The following is an 18,077-nucleotide window of genomic DNA, read 5'->3' as shown; positions in this document are numbered from 1 at the left end:
GGCGGTGCTTCAACAGACTCAACAGCGGTGTCTGGGTTGTTATCCGCCTGTGACTGTTTCTCTTTATTCGCTTTTGACGCTACGGCCTGTTGCTGTTCTTGCTCGGCGTTGGACTTATCATCCTCGACCTGTGCCTGCATTTTGGCCTCGTTGCTGGCTTGATCTTCAGCATTGTTATCGGCGCCGTGTTGCTGATTGGCTTCTTGCTCGGCCTGCTGTTGTTCTTGCTGATCTTGCTTGGCCTTATTATCACTCGCTTGCTGTTTATCCTGTACGCCTTGCTCAGGATCATTTTGCTCTGATGAGGCGTTTTGCTCCTGCGACGGTTTTTTGTCTGCTTGGTCTGGATTATTTTGCTGTTGGGACTGCTGCTCTTGAGCTTGATCGTTTTGCGAGGATTGTTGGTCTCCCTGCTGTTGGCTTTGTCCCTGCTGCTGATCGTTCTGGTTCTGCCCCTGTTGGTTTTTGTCGCCCTGAGACTGCTTATCTTGATTGTCAGCATTTTGCTGCGATTGTTGCTGGTTCAGCAATTTCTCGGCTAATTCAAGGTTGGCTTTGGCCTGTGGGAACTCGGGCTGCTTGTCGAGTGCGGCCTGATAACGCTCCTTGGCTTTATCGGGTTTACCGAGTTGCATCAGCGCGTTGCCTTGGTTGTAAAGGCCATTAGCAGAGCTATCTTGCTCAAAGCTTTTTAGCGCCTGTTCGTACTCGCCCGCCTTGTACTGCGCCGCGCCTTGCCATTGGGGCGTTTCGAATTTTTGAGCGGCATTGGCGTAATCCTCGGCTTGATAGGCCTGCATAGCCTGTTGCTCTTGGGTGTGCCAGAGCGAGTCCCATGCGCTGGCATGGGCATTCTGCGGCGCAGCACCGAGCACTAGGCCAGCCAATCCCATCAGTAGCCAGTTGGCGAGCATGCCTTGCCTAAAGCTCAGCAGGGTAGGGATGAGTAAGAGTAAGGCGAGGTAAGGGCCGAGATACTGCCAGGTTTCACCATCGAGATCCGTGGCTTTGGCATCACCACTGTCGCTTAACCAATGTTGCAACTGCACTAGATCCTGACCATCGGCACGATTGGGGATCATGATGCCATTATGGTTATCGGCTAATTTTTGCAGCAAGCCAAAGTCGGTTTTTGCGACAACGACTTCATTGCTGCTGTCCCGCTGTAATTGGCCATCGGGCAAGCGGATTGGCGCACCTTGGGAGCTACCAAATCCCATAATCGCAAGGCGATATTGGCTACCGGCCAAGGCCGAGTTGGCCTCATCGAATTGCCTCGGAGTAATGCCATCCGTCATCACAATAATATCGCCCCGTAGATGCCCGCCCTGTGCCAATAGATTTTTAGCTTGGGTTAGTGCGGCCGCTAGGTTTGAGCCCAATACCGGCATAATGTCAGGGCTTAAGGTGGGCAATAAATTGAGCAGTGTTCCCGTGTCTCGGGTGAGTGGGCTTATGGTAAAGGCATCGCCAGCGAAGGCGATAAGGCCTGTTTCGCCTTCTTTTAAGCTGCGGAGCAAATCCGTCGCTCGAAACTTGGTTTGGGTTAAGCGGTTGGGCGCCAGATCGGTGGCAAACATGGAGACGGACATATCCATTACCAACACTCGACCTTGCTCGGCGGCAAAAACGGGCAAAGTTTGCTTATTGAGGGCGGGGCCCGCTAGGGCCAAGGTGGCAATCACCCAAGTGAAAGCCAAGATATGCAGTGGTCGACGGGATTTTTGCGTGCTCTCTGTGACCAATATTTTAGCCAAATGCGGCGCAATATAGCGGTTCCAGGCGCTGTTATTCTGGTGTTGACGCCATAGTGCCCACAGGATGATGGCGAGTGGCAACATGGCGAGTAACCATTCTGGACGAATAAAATGCAGGCTCATTAACGAACATCCCCCCGTGGTGCCGTTGATGGAACAGGGTTTTTAGTCCGCGAAAACAGTGATAACTGACCTAAGGCTATCCAAATGCTGGTGAGTAGCGCGAGGGCGAGCGGCCAATAGAATAGCTCCGCTTGAGGACGATAGCTGAGTTGATCGCGACTAACGGGCTCAAGTTTGTCAATTTCTTGATAAATCTGTTCCAGCTCTTGGCTATTACGGGCGCGGAAATAGCGGCCATGGGTAACATCGGCAATATGCTTGAGTTGGTTTTCATCGAGATCCATCGATGGATTGACGCGCTCACGACCAAACAGGGTGCGTCTTTCCATGACATCGGCACCCACGCCAACGGTATAAATCGTCACTTTGCGATTAGCGGCGATTTGGGCCGCTTGCTCTGGATCGATATTACCGGCGTTATTTGAGCCGTCAGTCAATAAAATCAATACTCTGTTACTCTCATCCATTTTGTCGAAGCGCTTGACCGCGAGTGCGATCGATTCGCCAATCGCTGTTTGTTTACCGACAAGGCCAATCTGTGCCTCCTTTAAAAACTGAGCGACAGAGCGTCTATCTTGGGTGAGTGGTGCCTGTAGATAGGCGTGATCGGCAAATAAAATCAAACCGATACGATCACCTTTGCGACGCTCAATAAACTCACTGACCACGTGTTGGATCAAGGTAAAACGGTCGACCACTTTGCCGTTAATCACCATATCTTCAATCTGCATACTGCCGGATAAATCCACCGCCAGCATCAGATCCCGCCCTTGGCTTGGTAGTTCAATCGGATCGCCAAGCCATTGTGGGCGGGCGATAGCAAGCACTAACAAGCTCCACATCAACCAATAGCGCTTGCGGCTTTGGCGGCTGTGGCTAGTGATATTGGCCTTGCCTGTTTGGCTAATACCGGGCAATTGCAGACGGCCACCTTCGGCTTGCACCGTTTGGCGACGCCAAAAAATAAAAGGTAAAGGCAGTAAAATCAATGCCAAAGGCCATGCGACTGTTAACATTGCTCCTCCGCAGGCTTAGCTGGAGCCGGTGTTAATACTGCTGTTGTAGCTGGGTTTTGGTTTGCAGTAGAGTGCATTACTGGTGCGCTTAATTTGGCTTTTGAGGCAAACCAGCTGCGGGCTAGGGTCTGTAACTCTCGGGCCTCCTCGGTGCTGAGTGGTTTCGCTTGGTGGCGTTTATCCAATAAGGGCCCAATGCGGCCGCGCTGCTTTGCGGGCAAATGGCTATCTAACCAAGTTGCCCAAGCTGTGCCGTCGAGTTTCGCTATCACTTCCCTTGGCAGATAACTTAAGGCGGTGCGCTTTAACAGCTGATTTACATCTGAGGGATACTGGTTCGAATGAGGATCAAGTGCTGCAAATAAACCTTGGGCGGCTTTTTTAGGCGCTAAGTAGGCGGCACGTTTTTTGAGCCAAAGAATTGTGGCAATGAACAAAACTAACAGGATAGCGAGTGCTAACCAATAACCTATGGCCCATGGCCAAGCCCCAACCGGGTCGGGGAGAATAATATCTTGTAAATCCGCCAAAGCGGGATTTGGCGTGGCAGCCTTATCCAAGGCTGGATTTAGAGTTTGTGGGTTCACGCTTTGGACTCACTTATGCTTTATGTGGCACTGTCTACTATTACTCACTTATTTGCCGTGCTGTTATTGCAGTAAGGCTAACTGCTGCGCGAGGGGTAAACCCGCGTCGATAAATTGGGTACGCACCTTTAGCTTTTGCATCATGGCGATAAAGTCATTTTGCTGCTGTTGTTGCTGCCCAAGCCATGCTTGATAACTGTGGCGAGTCAGCACTAGGTCTTGCTCCCCTTCGCGAACCGGCAAACTAAATTGCTTGGGTAAGTTGAGGTTGCCCTGCCTGAGAGGGTCGGTCACCAGATAGGCGCCAATATCGCAATGGCGCTTAAGTTCTGTCAGCGGCGCGATACATTGCGGCGTAAAATGGCTGCCATCTGTGATGATCCAAATCAATGAGCCTGGTTTCGCGATACGTTGCAAACGTTGGCAAGCGCGCAGGATATGGTCAGGATCCCGAGGATGACTGCCGAGCTGATTGAGTTGTTGCTCGTGTACTCGGCGTAGCCCTGAAATGAGCTGCAATATCCCTTGTCGGCGACTGCGGGGTTTTAACTCCAGATGTTCCGATTCGCAGGCGATTAAGGCGCCGAGTCTGTCGCCATGATTGATGGCATTCCAACCAAGCGTGGTCGCTAAATGCCCCGCCTGTACCGACTGTAACAGTAGACTCGAACCAAAATACAGGCTCTGGCTTAAATCGAGCAGCAGCAGAATAGGGCGCTCGCGCTCCTCAATAAATAACTTAGTGTGGGTTTGCCCAGTGCGGGCGGTGACGCGCCAATCTATGGTGCGTACATCATCACCCTGCTGGTAATGGCGCACTTCGGCAAATTCCATCCCACGGCCTTTGATTAAACTACTGCGATGCCCCGCCATATTGGCACGTGCCCGGCTGTGACGCTCAGGAATTGCCCGCGCAATCGTCTGGCAGGCGAGCAGTTCTTTCTCGGTTAAATGCAGCCCGTCGGCAAACAACGGCAAGCCGTGTGGATTGCCATCACTGTGTAGGGATGCGTTTAGCGCACTGTTATTCATTCAAAGCTACTCATACAAAGCGATTTATTTAACCTAGCGTTTATCCACTAGCTTGCCGGGACTAGACCTCTGCGCTTAAGGTACGGCGACCTGAGTCAATATATGGTTGATCACTTGGTCGCGGCTGACACCTTCGGCCTGCGCTTGATAGCTCAGCAGCAGTCTGTGTCTTAACACATTGGGCGCAACGGCTTGAATATCTTCGGGAGACACAAAATCTCGCTCGTGCAACCAAGCTCTGGCGCGGGCGCAGCGCTCTAGCGAAATCGTCGCGCGTGGGCTAACACCGTACTCCAGCCATTTCGCCAATTCGTCGCTGTAACGCGCAGGTTGGCGGGTCGCCATAATGATTTCGACTATGTATTTCTCAAGCGGCTCGGCGAGATAGATTTCCATCGCTTCGTCACGGGCGGCAAAAATATCGGCCTGAGCAATTGGCTCCGCAGTCGGCAACTCATGGGTGAGTGCTTCTTGGCGGGATTGGCGCAGAATCTCGATTTCAGTGTCACCACTTGGATAATCTAAATTCAGGTGCATTAAAAAGCGGTCGAGCTGGGCTTCGGGCAGCGGATAAGTGCCTTCATTTTCTAAGGGGTTTTGAGTCGCCATCACGAGGAAGAGTGGCGGCAACTTATAACTGTTTTTACCTACGGTCACTTGACCTTCTGCCATGGCCTCTAATAACGCCGACTGCACCTTAGCGGGGGCGCGGTTGATTTCATCGGCGAGGATCAGGTTATGGAAAATCGGGCCAGCCTCAAATTCAAAGGTGCCAGTTTGTGAGCGATAGATATCCGTACCCGTAAGGTCGGCGGGCAGTAGGTCAGGGGTAAATTGGATCCGGTGAAAATCCCCTTCCACACCGTCACAGAGGGCTTTAACTGCACGGGTTTTTGCAAGACCTGGTGGGCCTTCTACTAATAAATGGCCATTGGCAATGAGGGCAATGAGCAGGTTTTCGGTCAAAACTGGCTGCCCTAAAACAACCTTATTTAGGTAAGTGCGTAATGCGTGGAAGCGACTCAAAGGCATGATGCTACTCGTTTTTTAGGTTGAAAATATCGATTGAAAATACGTGTGTGGGCTATAGACAACGAATATGGTAAAGAATTCCCTAAGGGTTTGGCTAGTGTTAAAAAAACAAACAGGTGTTTAAAACTTGCTGACAAGAAGTTAGAATCAGATCACACTTTAATGGTCAGACCTGTTATTAGGCTTTTTTGGTGCCAAACAGCAGGGCAAACATGGAAATCGATAGCGCCGCCTGAAATCTCTCAGCGATAGCGCACATAAAGAGGGTGACAAATGAGTGATAGACAACAGGTAACTAACGCAAAGGGTGAGCGTATCGCCATTGTGGCGGGCTTAAGAACGCCATTTGCGAAACAGGCGACCGCATTCCACGGTGTGTCGGCGCTCGATATGGGCAAAATGGTGGTTAACGAGCTGCTGGCCCGTAGCGAACTGGATCCTAAGTTGATTGAGCAACTGGTGTATGGTCAGGTGGTACAAATGCCTGCGGCACCGAACATTGCCCGTGAAATCGTGTTAGGAACTGGCATGGATGTGTCAACCGATGCTTATAGCGTGACCCGTGCCTGTGCGACCAGTTTTCAATCTGCGGTGAATGTGGCCGAGTCAATCATGACGGGCAATATTGAGATTGGTATTGCCGGCGGCGCCGATTCTTCCTCGGTATTGCCTATTGGGGTATCTAAAAAACTTGCCCATGCCTTAGTCGATCTGAATAAAGCCCGCAGCTTTGGCCAAAAACTACAAATTTTCCGCCGTTTAGGCATCAAAGACTTATTGCCTGTGCCACCTGCCGTTGCCGAGTATTCTACGGGATTGTCCATGGGGCAAACCGCAGAGCAAATGGCCAAGACCTATAATATCAGCCGTGCTGACCAAGATGCGCTGGCGCACCGCTCCCACACGCTGGCGAGTGAAACGTGGGCCTCAGGTCACCTACGTGACGAAGTGATGGTGGCCCATGTTCCCCCCTACAAACAGTTTATCGAGCGCGATAATAACATTCGTGAAAATTCCGATTTAAGCTCTTACGCTAAACTGCGTCCCGCTTTCGATAAAAAGCATGGCAGCGTGACGGCCGCTAACAGTACGCCGCTAACCGATGGTGCCTCTGCGATCATTTTGATGAGCGAAGGTCGTGCTAAAGCCTTGGGTTATCAACCTATTGGTTACATTAAGAGCTACGCGTTTACTGCGATTGATGTGTGGCAAGACATGCTGATGGGGCCATCCTATGCAACGCCATTGGCATTAAAACGCGCCGGCATGGAATTAGAAGATTTAACCCTCATCGAAATGCACGAAGCCTTTGCGGCACAAACCTTAGCTAATATGCAGATGTTTGCCTCAAAGAAATTTGCCGAAGAAAAATTAGGGCGCAATCGTGCCATTGGTGAAATCGATATGAGCAAATTTAACGTGCTCGGTGGCTCTTTAGCTTACGGTCATCCTTTTGCGGCCACAGGTACGCGTTTAATCACTCAGGTTTGTCGTGAGCTTAAACGTCGTGGTGGCGGAACGGGCCTAGCAACGGCCTGTGCTGCGGGTGGTTTAGGGGCTGCAATGATTGTGGAAGTGGAGTAATGGCGATGGAAAAGACATTTAATTTAACCCGCCGTGAAGACGGTATCGCTATTTTAACAATGGACGTACCCGGCGAAACCATGAATACCCTCAAGGCAGAATTTGGCCCTGAGATCAGTGAGCTCCTGTCTGAGATTAAAGGTGATAGCAGTATCCGTGGCCTAGTGCTGATTTCGGGTAAAAAAGACTCCTTCGTAGCAGGGGCGGATATTTCTATGCTCGACGCTTGCCAAACGGCGGGCGATGCGAAAGCCTTATCCCAGCAAGGGCATGTAGTATTTAACGAGTTAGAAGCCTTGAATATTCCCGTGGTTGCCGCGATTCATGGCGCCTGTTTAGGAGGCGGTTTAGAGCTTGCGCTCGCATGCCATCAACGTGTGTGTAGTGATGATGGCAAGACTATGTTGGGTGTACCCGAAGTGCAACTCGGTTTATTACCCGGTGGCGGCGGTACTCAGCGTTTACCTCGTTTAGTGGGGATCACCACTGCGCTGGATATGATGTTGACGGGTAAACAAATTCGCCCGAAACAAGCGTTAAAGATGGGCTTAGTTAACGATGTGGTGCCACAGACGATTTTACTGCAAACCGCAGTGGAAATGGCGCTCGCGGGCAAGCGCACGACGAAACCAGTTAAAAAATCGCTAGTCAATCAATTGCTCGAGGGCACAGGGTTCGGTCGTAACATTATTTTCGATCAAGCCGCCAAGCAAGTCGCCAAGAAAACCCAAGGTAACTATCCTGCGCCGGCAAAAATTATTGATTGCGTGCGCCAAGGTATGGCGAAGGGAATGCAGAAAGGACTTGAGGTGGAAGCCAGCCATTTTGCTGAGCTGGTGGTGTCGAAAGAATCTGAGGCGCTACGCAGTATTTTCTTTGCTACTACAGAGATGAAGAAAGAAACTGGCGCCGAAGGGGCGACACCACGTAAAGTCAAAAAAGCCGTGATCTTAGGTGGCGGTTTGATGGGCGGTGGTATTGCTTCGGTCACGACGACTAAGGCTAAAATTCCTGCAAGGGTAAAAGACATTAACGAAAAGGGATTAAGCAACGCGCTTTCTTACGCTTATAAGTTATTGGATAAAGGCGTTAAACGTCGTCATATGACGCCGGCCGTTCGCGACAATTTAATGGCACTGATGACAACGACGACCGAATATAAAGGCGTTAAGGACGCTGATATTGTTGTTGAAGCTGTGTTTGAGGATTTAGCGCTTAAACATCAGATGGTTAAAGATATTGAGCGTGAATGCGGTGAGCACACGATTTTTGCATCTAACACCTCATCTTTACCCATCGGTCAAATTGCACAAGCGGCCAGTCGTCCTGAAAATGTGATTGGCTTACATTACTTCTCACCAGTAGAAAAAATGCCGCTGGTGGAAGTGATCGCCCATGCGAAAACCTCTCCTGAAACCATCGCCACCACAGTGGCCTTTGCCCGCAAACAGGGTAAAACGCCAATCGTAGTACAAGACGGTGCTGGCTTTTATGTTAATCGTATCCTTGCACTTTACATGAACGAAGCCGCGCAATTACTGCTAGAAGGGCAGAGCATTGAGCACTTAGATAAAGCCTTAGTGAAGTTCGGTTTCCCCGTTGGTCCTATCACTTTGCTTGATGAAGTGGGTATCGATGTCGGCGCTAAAATCGCTCCAATCCTTGAAAAAGAATTGGGTGAGCGCTTTAAAGCCCCAGCTGCCTTCGATAAGTTGCTGAGCGATGATAGAAAAGGCCGCAAAAATGGCAAAGGTTTCTATCAATATGCTGTCGGCAAGAAAGAGTCAAGCAAGAAGAAAGCCGTAGATGAAAGTGTATACGCGGTACTCGGCATCAAGCCCGGTATGGACAAAGATATGAGTGCGGTAGCTGAGCGTTGTGTGGTGCAAATGCTCAATGAAGCCGTACGTTGTTTAGATGATGGCATCATTGCTTCACCCCGCGATGGTGATATTGGCGCAATCTTCGGTATTGGTTTCCCACCATTCTTGGGTGGGCCATTCCACTATATTGATACTCTAGGTGCTGATAACTTGGTCAATATCCTGGAACGTTATCAGTCTCAATACGGAGACCGATTTGAGCCATGTCCTCGCCTTAAGGTTATGGCGGCGGAAAAGGCTAGTTTCTTCTAACGCTTAAATATTGGATTGGTCAAAAAAGCGGCAATAAAATGCCGCTTTTTTATTGCCTCCAGGCTAATTTTTGCCTAAAAAATGTTCACATTTATATAAGGGATCTTGTATGATGACGTCCCGTTTGTGGATTCTGCATCGTAAACAGAATGTGTAGAGTTCATTGAGTGATTAAAAATAAGTGAGCCAAGAGTCAGTTAAGCGTACTGCATTTGGATATTTTGACTTTCTCTATCATAACTTAACCGATAAAGAGGTTGCTGTGGGATTGATGTTTTATGTGTTTATCGCCTTGTCGGTCAGTAGTTCATGGTGTTTTGGGTATGCGGCTTTTAGGGCTGGGCTGTCAGTAAGCTATTGGACTGTAATGGGATTTATACTTGGTCCCCTAGCGTTTCCGCTATGTTCTTCCCATAAACGTATCGCGCTAAGAAGACTTGGTCATCGTTCCGACTTTAATATAACTGCTTGATTTTTATCATTAGTAATTAATTTGAATATAAAAAGGGAGCATTAAGCTCCCTTTTTATTGACCTTCGGCTGCGCTAGCTGAATGGTTTTAGGTAATCTGAACGGTAATCCGCATTTAGGGGGAATTAATTCCACCAACCCTTTGCTGGGATCACTTCAAGGTGGTTTAAGCCTTCAGGTAATTTCACTTTTTTACGAACAGGCTTTGCGAAACCAAGTGCTTTTTTGATTGAATTTAACATAGTCACTCTCCTTCACCTGATTAATGTTATGCAACTTCAGAGTTAATGAACTTAACGCAGGGATGACCTGCGACTTCAACTGGTTTGAACTTCACAGCAGGGTGACCTGCGACTTCAACTGATTTGAACTTCACCGCAGGGTGACCTGCGACTTCAACTGATTTGAACTTCACCGCAGGGTGACCTGCGACTTCAATAGGTTTGAATTTCACAGCAGGGTGACCTGCGACTTCAATAGGTTTGAATTTCACAGCAGGGTGACCTGCGACTTCAACAGGTTTGAACTTCACAGCAGGGTGACCTGCGACTTCAACAGGTTTGAACTTCACAGCAGGGTGACCTGCAACTTCAACAGGTTTGAACTTCACAGCAGGATGACCAGCGACTTCAACTGATTTGAATTTCACTGCAGGATGGCCTGCAAATTCTTGAACAATTCTCGTATTTCCTTCAAATGTTACAACTTCGTGAGAGGTTGTATTTTCATTTGTTGTTTCAAGTGCAGTGGCAGTTGTTACAAAGCCGATTGTAGACAGTAATGCAGCAGCGGTTAGAATTCCTTTCATCATTTTATCTCTCAGGGTAGTTGATAATGTTTTATTTTTTGACACTGGACATCCTTCTGCAGATGTTGTGCCAATGTTTCAAACTACCGACAGAGAGATAATTAATTGATCAAACAATATTGTGATGTGGCATAAATTTACTCCGATCATCTTGCAACAACTGAGTAAATTCGGTCTCATTAATCGCCTTACTAAAGATGTAACCTTGTATCTCCTCGCAGTTTAGGGCGCGCAGGATATTTAACTGTGCCGCTTGTTCAACACCTTCACCGACAACGGATAGCCCCATATTGTGAGCAATGGTAATAATAGAATCGACCATCTTCAAATCACGGTCTGATTTATCAATATCATCGACAAAGGCTTTATCGATTTTGAGCGTATGAATAGGGAATCGTTTTAAGTAAGAAAGCGAAGAGTAACCCGTACCGAAGTCATCCAACGCTAGACTCACTCCCATTTTTGCTAATTGCTGCATAACGGATATGGCCATTTCTGGCTGCTTAATAACCGTCCCTTCAGTGATTTCCAGTTCCAAATGGGAGGCCGGTAATTGCGTCAAGCGCAAAATAGATTCTATTCGTTGCTGAAGATCGGGCAGGGCAAACTGACGTGATGATAAATTAACGGCGACTCTTCCCTTAAAGATACCTAGTTCACGCCATTTCTGTGCAGCAAAACAGGCTTTTCTGAGTACGATTTCACCGATTTCGATAATGAGGCCATTTTCTTCCGCAAGGGGAATAAAGTCATTCGGTGGAACCAGTCCGCGAGTTGGGTGGTTTAAACGAACTAAAGCTTCCATCCCCGCGACATGACCATGTTTAAGATCGACTTTAGGTTGATAATAAACCTCAAATAAATCTTCTTTTAAACCTTCACGGATAAGGTTTTCAATTTCCAACTGTTTAATCGCGTGTTGGTTTAGGGATTCTGAGTAGAATTGGTAACAATTACCTCCAGCAGATTTGGCATGATACATAGCAATATCGGCTTTTCTCAGTAGTGCTTGTTCACTCTGCTCATCTTCAGGGTAGAGGACAATACCAATACTCACTCCCAAGACAAGTTGCTCAGCGTCGATTTCAAACATGGTTTTAAAGGCTTCGATTATACGTCCTGCAATAGCAGCACATGCACTAATATCAGAGGTTTTATCGAGCACAACAGCAAACTCATCACCTCCTAAGCGATATATATTGGTGTTTTTTGGAATCGCAGACTTAATTCTGACTGACACCAGTTTGAGCAATTGATCGCCAATTTGATGGCCTAAAGAGTCGTTGATACGTTTAAAATTATCGAGGTCAAGTACCATTAAAGCATGTGTAATTTCTTTGTTGACCAAGTTTCCTAATGTGACTTGCAGATTCGAGCGATTTGGAAGACCCGTTAACAGATCGTTATTGGTGAGTTTGCGTAACTCTTCCTCTTGTTGTTTACGTCTCGAAATATCAGAAAATACCCCTACATAATGCGACAATTCACCTAATTCATCGTAAATAGCGTCAATAGTGAGTTCCATATGGAAATGGCTCTTGTCACCACGGCTTGCTTCGACTTCACTCGCCCAGCGACCTTGCTGTTTCAGCATGGTACGAATTTGATTAGAAAAGGACTCTGGATATAAATCGAAGGTAAGTAGATTGCCAATGAAATCAGTTCGATTACGTTGAGATATTCTACAACAAGCCTCGTTCACTTCTACGAAACGATATTCACTGTCAAGAATAAACATACCTTCAGAAATATTTTCAATCGCTTTTTCGAAGAGCCTTAATTGTTCTTCTTTTTGCTTAAATTGACTGATGTTTTTAATAGTGCCTGTCATTCGAAGAGCATTGTCTTTATCATCTCTTTCTACAATTTTGGCTCGGTCTAGGATCCAGATCCAGCTATCATCTTTACCCTTAACTCTATAAGCTGCTTCAAAATGGTCTGTTTCGCCGTAGAAATGTTTATTGAGTGCTTCCCTTACGCGCTCCTGATCCATTGGATGAATGTTACTTTCTTCATCACTATTACCTAAACGGTGGCCGTCCCTTGGAAACTCTAATGCGCCCCAAATATTCGAGCGAAAAATATTACCGGTTTCTATATCCCAGTCCCACATCTCATCGCCGCTTCCCCATAAAGAAAGCTTTAGACGTTCTTCGCTTAAAGCGATTTGTCGCTGGACTTCTCTTTTTCTTAATATAGCTTTGAAGATAAATATGGAGATAAGCATAAAAATAATAAAGTAAAACACTTTAGCTTGGATTGAGGCCCACCATGGAGGTGTAATAATGACAGTAACTTCTTTTATTGTTGCTTTTCTACCTGAAAGTGAGTTGACTGCATAAACTTGAAAATTATACTTTCCTGGTGATAAATTTGTGTATGTAGCTGAGTTTATACCATTTGCTGATATCCATGTATCAGAAAGACCATACATTCTATAATGGTAGTCAGTGGATGAATCGTCTGACATTGGTGATATAAAATTAAATGAGAATGGGTAATCTGAATATTTCAATGTTATTTCATTTGTGATTGGATTTTGTTTTTTAAAGAAAAAGCTTCCTTTTTCTTGTGCTATGTTAAAAACTAAGAAGTCTGATATTTCTGTTTTATTTATTTTTGCATTATCAATGTACTTTATAACATTGTTGGGATTTACAATGCTAATGCCATTTATCCCTGCAAGTAAAATATCACCATTTACATCTATAGCGCTAGGCGAATTATATTCATATTGACTTCCATGTGATGTTTTTAAAATGTATGTTTTTTTGTTTTCTTTTCGGTATATAATGACTTCACTTAATGATGCTGCAGTTAGGAATTTTTCATTATCAATGATGGAGTAAATTTCTTTGCTGTTAGAAATTTTCTTTGAAATAACATTGTTTTTTGTATCGTAGAACATTAACGATGTAGATGTTCCAAAATAAATTCCATTATCACCTTGTGAAATACTGTAAGTTATTTCTTCACCTAAACTTTTTAATGAACCATTTTCATATTTTTTAAAACCACCTTGGCCTGCAATGTATATAAGGTTTGGTGTCTCTAGTTTAATATCAAAAATTGGTTCGGTTTTTTTTGTGTCAATGATTTTTATGATTTTTTGGTCGTTAATGATTAATATTTTTCCATCAGCTGTTCCTGCAGTAATTATAGAGTAGTCTTTGTTGAACGATAATGATGATATTGATTTATCACTAATTAGGTTTGTTTTTTCATTGTTTTTTAAGAACAAGCCTGCAGCAGTGCCAAAATAGAGCCCATCATTGTTTAATATAGCGTATTTATACCCTTGAATTTGAGTGTTAAAGCTATTTTTTAAATTAAAATTGTTATCAAAAAGCTCTATATTTTCTGATTCAGATGAAACTAAGAATCCTTGTGAGTTTTTTGTAAGGTGCCAAACATTATCTTTAACTAAATTAGTTTGTTGAACTAAGTTGTTAATGTTTTTTATAATGATAAGACCTTTATCAATAGTGCCTAATATAACCATTTCGTCTGTCGCAATAAATGAAGAAATTTTATCTGTTTGGTCTGATGGAATATGTCCTACTATGGATTTTTTAGATATGTTAATGATTTTTCCGTTGCTAAAACCATAAACTATATTCTTGTGTTTTGTGAGTTGAGAAAATGACTTTTTGTCGATTTTTACTATTTTATTACCATTGTATTTATATAGGCCATCGTTGAATGAAATGACAATTTCAGTATCGTTTATTTTCTCAAAGTCAATAGTGTTGCGCGCAATTTCATTTAATTCATTTTTTGAGAATTTAAATAGTCTCCCAGCATAATCTCTTATAAAGTAAATATTTCCTATTTTTATAACTTTTTTAATTTCACTTAAGCCTTTATTTGATAGTTCGAGTGTTAGCTCTTTATTTTTTATATCGATAATTGATTTGTTAGTTCCAACAATTAAGCTATTGTTATTTGAATCTAGACTCCAGACAGGGGAGTCTTTTACTGAGATACCGTAAGGATAAAATGATTCTTGTTGTTTATCGTATACCACTAGGCCACTATCGGTTCCAACATATAACACTCCTTGCTCATCAACAAGTAAGCTCCTGATAAAAGAACTGGGAAGTTTTGTTCTGGCATCATTAGCATAAAAATGCTTGAAGTTCTTCCCATCAAATCGATTAAGCCCATTAAATGTTCCTATCCATATATATCCATCATGATCCTGAACTATTGATGTAACGGTGCTTTGAGACAGTCCTTCTGGTACACCAAACGATTGTGATTGAAGAATAATTGGAGATTTATTTGAAAAGGGGGATGCGTTTACGTCTTCAAATGCATGAATGCCAAAAAAAACGAGAAAGACGATTTTTAAGAATATTTTCGGCATAGTGTTGTTCTTAGTATTGTCCGTAGATGCCATGAAACAATTGTGTTACATCACTTTTCCAGAAATACTTGCTTTTGTCAAAAGTGAGAATGTAAAAAATCCTTTGGATTGCAGATAGATGGCGTTAGATTTTGTATCGTTTTTCATCTATCAGTAGGATTGACCGCTTTTTACATCAAATTTTGATGCAAAGGCAATAGATACTACTAAGTAATGTTCATAATGTAGCGATTTTGTTTGCTTAAGCCAAATTATCAATTCATGATCTCATTTGACACTTTCGCCTAAAAATTGAACTTTTCAGTATTTTGTTTAAAGAGTTTAAGATCGGTAATCATATTGTCAGATGTGAGTGCTGACTGTGCTATATGTGCTGATCCCGTGCTAAAAAGCACCAGTCTATCGCTATGCTTAGTACGCATTTTGCGCATCATAAATTTGATGAGATTTGGGCGCGTAAGCTTGTTGATTTCCGCGACTACTAATTCACGCTGATTGAACTGATAATCACGGTTGCCCACGCTCACCCAATAACGCTGGCCTCGGGTTTTTAGGTTAGCATCATGTTCCATCACTTGATTGATTAGCCCTAGTTTTGTGCTTTCCCATTCTTCATTCGTGATTTGCATGACGGCATAGTTAAAGTCAGCGATAAACTCATCGATTGCCTCTAATAAATGTAGAGGCCCCGTTGTCGGAGATTGAATATAGAAAATGAGTCCAGGATGGCGATTGAGCGGCAGATAACCTGTGCCCACCATGTAGCCCAATTGTTTTTCCGTGCGCAGTTCATGAAAGAAAGTCGATGACATGGTGTGGTTGAGTAAACTAAATAGCGCCATTTTTTCTGGCGTAGCAATAGCCGATTGATAATACACGATAATCGCACTGTCTTGATGATCTACCGCTAGTTCCCTTAACAGGGTGCCTTGTCCTGTTAAGTTGATTAATTCTCGTGTTGATTCTGCACTGGGACTGGAGACCAGGGACAAGATATGTTCCAGGCGTTTACCTAAAGCCTGTGCCTCTGACACTAACCAATCCCCATAAATAAGCCCTTCGAGGTAAATCTTCTCGTAAAAGGCTCGTACATGGTTATGCAGATCATTTAAGGTGATATTTTCAAGCATCTGCGCCATACGAGCCGGCTCATAGCTGCGTTTTTGCAGCGTGGCGGTCAAGCTAGTGAATAGCTGCGAAATCGGCTTGGCTTGCGCGAGGTTTTGCCAGCTACGTAGCAGTTGAGATTTAATTAATGCAAACCGTTCTTCGGTGAAATTACGTTCTCTCGCCTTTTGGATCAGCAGAGCTAACAGCGTTTCTTGATTCCCTGTAAAACCGGATAAATGCAGGGTGATCCCACCCTGATGGGGATAGATATTGTAACTAAGTCCTGCTACTTCTGCTTGGTAAGTTGGCTCAGTCAGATAATCGAGTAACATCTCAACGTATAAGCGGGTGAGGGCGGCGTGTTTGGGGGTTTTACTCGCCTGCTCCGAGTCGAGAGAGAGATACATATGTCCTTTGGGGACATTAAACTCATCGTCTTTTTTATGCCAAATGCGGTAGCCCGCCGATTCAGCAACAATCACAGGTACGGCGACTTCACTTTTATCGGGGCGAGCAATGGAATCGGCCACAATAAAGGGATTAGCAGCGGGTAATTGCAGCTCAGGGCGAATTTGTGTGACTTGCCAGCTGGCAAGAGATTCAGGCTTTAAGGGCAATACTTGATATGGCGTATGATACCAGTTGGCTTTACGGTCGGACGTAACGGACTGTGCTATTAGTTGCAAGCGCATATTTTGCGGCGTCATTAAGCCTAATAGCTCAAGGGTTTCGTCAATATCTAAACCATCCATGCGATAGTCACCAAAGACTAAATCTTCCACTTCATAGTGGTGCATGTTGATGCTTAAGTGGCTGGCTAAATCGAGGGATTTCACCTGCTCTTGATACCTAAACGCCATTTTGAGCAGGTTAGCTCGCTCTAAATAACGCCAATCCTCAAGGCCATGTGTTTTTATCAGCTCAATATATTCAAAACAGCTGCACACAATATCGTCAATATTGGCTACGCCTTTGTCGGTCAGTTGTAGGCCAATGCTGTAGTCCTTGAAGTTATAGCCATTGACCCCGCCGCCCGCGGAGAGGTTATTCACTAAACCTTGTTCTTTAAGATACGACAGCAGGCTACCTTTACTCTCATTGCCGAGAATATGGCTTATGTAGGTAAGCGGCTTACGTTTGTAGTAGTGGTCGATGCCTGGGAAATTAAAACTGATACTTAAGCGCTTTTGTTCCTTTAACGGGACTATGTTGATTTGCTTAAGCAGTTCATTTTCTGAAAACAGCGGCACATCAGGATACTGTTTGACTAGGTTTAAGTTACGGATCTTGCTGAAATATTGCACCGCGAGCGCCTGAAGTTCATCTAATGGAATAGGGGCGACTAAGCATAGTGTCATTAAATTGGCACTGTAATGACTTTGATAAAACGCCAATAGCTCGCTTCTGACCTGCGCCTGTTCTCCCCCTAGGGTGACTAAATTGCCCACGGAGAATTTCGAAAACGGATGCTGTTGATTGACGGTTTCTTTAAGCACTTGATAGGTGCGGCGGATATCGTCCTTCAGCTTTAAACTAAATTCAGATTCAATCGCTTGGCGTTCCCTATCAACTAGCTCGAGGTCAAATTTGGGGGCGATAAAGAATTGGCTAAATCTGTCTAGGGAGTCGGCAAATACATCGGCATTGATGGTAAAAAAGAAATTGGTGTGCTCTGTGCCGGTCCAAGCATTGTTACTGCCGCCGTGCTGATTGATAAAGGCATGATATTCGCCGGAATCGGGGAATTTTTCCGTGCCTAAAAAGAGCATATGCTCTAAAAAATGTGCCATACCGGGTCTATCAACAGGATCATCAAAATGTCCTACGGCCACCGCCATGGAAGCGGCGGCTTGGCTGGCGTCCAAATCTTCGACCAATAATACCCGCAGGGCATTATCTAACACGAGATAACGGTACTGACGATGATCGTTTGGACTTTTGTAAATAGACTGAGAGGCTTGCAAAGAGACACTCCGGTAACGATGGCTTGTTATATATTGATAGTCTTAATGGTTTTTGGCAAATATCTCTTGTGTTTATCGACTAAAGATTA

The 18,077-nt window shown here is 45.0% G+C and carries 10 protein-coding genes; 2 read left to right on the top strand and 8 right to left on the bottom strand.

Annotation, left to right across the window (positions count from 1 at the left end):
* The 5 genes from ACK5NH_RS01100 to ACK5NH_RS01080 form a co-directional block, all read right to left on the bottom strand.
* A partial coding sequence (locus ACK5NH_RS01100) for a VWA domain-containing protein (protein WP_416917440.1) occupies nucleotides 1-1,880 on the bottom strand: 1,880 nt, incomplete at its 3' end.
* Nucleotides 1,880-2,896 carry a vWA domain-containing protein gene (locus ACK5NH_RS01095; protein WP_416917439.1) on the bottom strand — a complete coding sequence of 339 codons (1,017 nt, stop codon included), beginning with the start codon at nucleotides 2,894-2,896 and terminating at the stop codon, nucleotides 1,880-1,882. The genes ACK5NH_RS01100 and ACK5NH_RS01095, both read right to left, overlap by 1 nt.
* Nucleotides 2,890-3,483 carry a DUF4381 domain-containing protein gene (locus tag ACK5NH_RS01090; protein WP_416917438.1) on the bottom strand — a complete coding sequence of 198 codons (594 nt, stop codon included), beginning with the start codon at nucleotides 3,481-3,483 and terminating at the stop codon, nucleotides 2,890-2,892. Before ACK5NH_RS01090 ends, ACK5NH_RS01095 begins: the two co-directional genes overlap by 7 nt.
* 63 nt (nucleotides 3,484-3,546) lie before the next feature.
* Complete coding sequence (locus tag ACK5NH_RS01085; RefSeq protein WP_416917437.1) at nucleotides 3,547-4,515, bottom strand: DUF58 domain-containing protein; 969 nt, start codon at nucleotides 4,513-4,515, stop codon at nucleotides 3,547-3,549.
* 75 nt (nucleotides 4,516-4,590) lie between these two features.
* Complete coding sequence (locus ACK5NH_RS01080; RefSeq protein WP_011622189.1) at nucleotides 4,591-5,547, bottom strand: AAA family ATPase; 957 nt, start codon at nucleotides 5,545-5,547, stop codon at nucleotides 4,591-4,593.
* Between the two features lie 273 nt (nucleotides 5,548-5,820).
* Here ACK5NH_RS01080 and fadI point away from each other — a divergent pair, with 273 nt between their 5' ends.
* Nucleotides 5,821-7,131, top strand: coding sequence for an acetyl-CoA C-acyltransferase FadI (fadI, locus tag ACK5NH_RS01075; protein WP_011622190.1), 1,311 nt, complete (start codon nucleotides 5,821-5,823; stop codon nucleotides 7,129-7,131).
* Between the two features lie 5 nt (nucleotides 7,132-7,136).
* A complete protein-coding gene (gene fadJ, locus ACK5NH_RS01070) occupies nucleotides 7,137-9,266 on the top strand; it encodes a fatty acid oxidation complex subunit alpha FadJ (protein ID WP_416917436.1) in 2,130 nt (709 codons plus the stop codon).
* Between the two features lie 739 nt (nucleotides 9,267-10,005).
* Here the strand turns inward: fadJ and ACK5NH_RS01065 are convergent.
* The 3 genes from ACK5NH_RS01065 to ACK5NH_RS01055 form a co-directional block, all read right to left on the bottom strand.
* A complete protein-coding gene (locus ACK5NH_RS01065; protein ID WP_416917441.1) occupies nucleotides 10,006-10,548 on the bottom strand; it encodes a hypothetical protein in 543 nt (180 codons plus the stop codon).
* A gap of 106 nt (nucleotides 10,549-10,654) precedes the next feature.
* Nucleotides 10,655-14,914, bottom strand: a complete 4,260-nt coding sequence (locus ACK5NH_RS01060) for an EAL domain-containing protein (RefSeq protein WP_416917435.1) — start codon at nucleotides 14,912-14,914, stop codon at nucleotides 10,655-10,657.
* A gap of 284 nt (nucleotides 14,915-15,198) precedes the next feature.
* Nucleotides 15,199-17,988, bottom strand: a complete 2,790-nt coding sequence (locus tag ACK5NH_RS01055; protein WP_416917434.1) for an insulinase family protein — start codon at nucleotides 17,986-17,988, stop codon at nucleotides 15,199-15,201.
* Nucleotides 17,989-18,077 lie beyond the last annotated feature (89 nt).

Origin of the sequence: Shewanella sp. (genome assembly GCF_047975355.1) — a bacterium.
Classification (GTDB): domain Bacteria; phylum Pseudomonadota; class Gammaproteobacteria; order Enterobacterales; family Shewanellaceae; genus Shewanella.
This window is presented reverse-complemented; position numbering and strand designations above follow the sequence as displayed.

Excerpts from the sequence above, each read along its gene's own strand:
- ACK5NH_RS01065 (WP_416917441.1), bottom strand. The coding sequence starts at position 10,548 with ATGATGAAAGGAATTCTAACCGCTGCTGCATTACTGTCTACAATCGGC.
- ACK5NH_RS01060 (WP_416917435.1), bottom strand. The coding sequence starts at position 14,914 with ATGCCGAAAATATTCTTAAAAATCGTCTTTCTCGTTTTTTTTGGCATT.
- fadJ (WP_416917436.1), top strand. The coding sequence starts at position 7,137 with ATGGAAAAGACATTTAATTTAACCCGCCGTGAAGACGGTATCGCTATT.
- ACK5NH_RS01080 (WP_011622189.1), bottom strand. The coding sequence starts at position 5,547 with ATGCCTTTGAGTCGCTTCCACGCATTACGCACTTACCTAAATAAGGTT.
- ACK5NH_RS01085 (WP_416917437.1), bottom strand. The coding sequence starts at position 4,515 with ATGAATAACAGTGCGCTAAACGCATCCCTACACAGTGATGGCAATCCA.
- fadI (WP_011622190.1), top strand. The coding sequence starts at position 5,821 with ATGAGTGATAGACAACAGGTAACTAACGCAAAGGGTGAGCGTATCGCC.
- ACK5NH_RS01095 (WP_416917439.1), bottom strand. The coding sequence starts at position 2,896 with ATGTTAACAGTCGCATGGCCTTTGGCATTGATTTTACTGCCTTTACCT.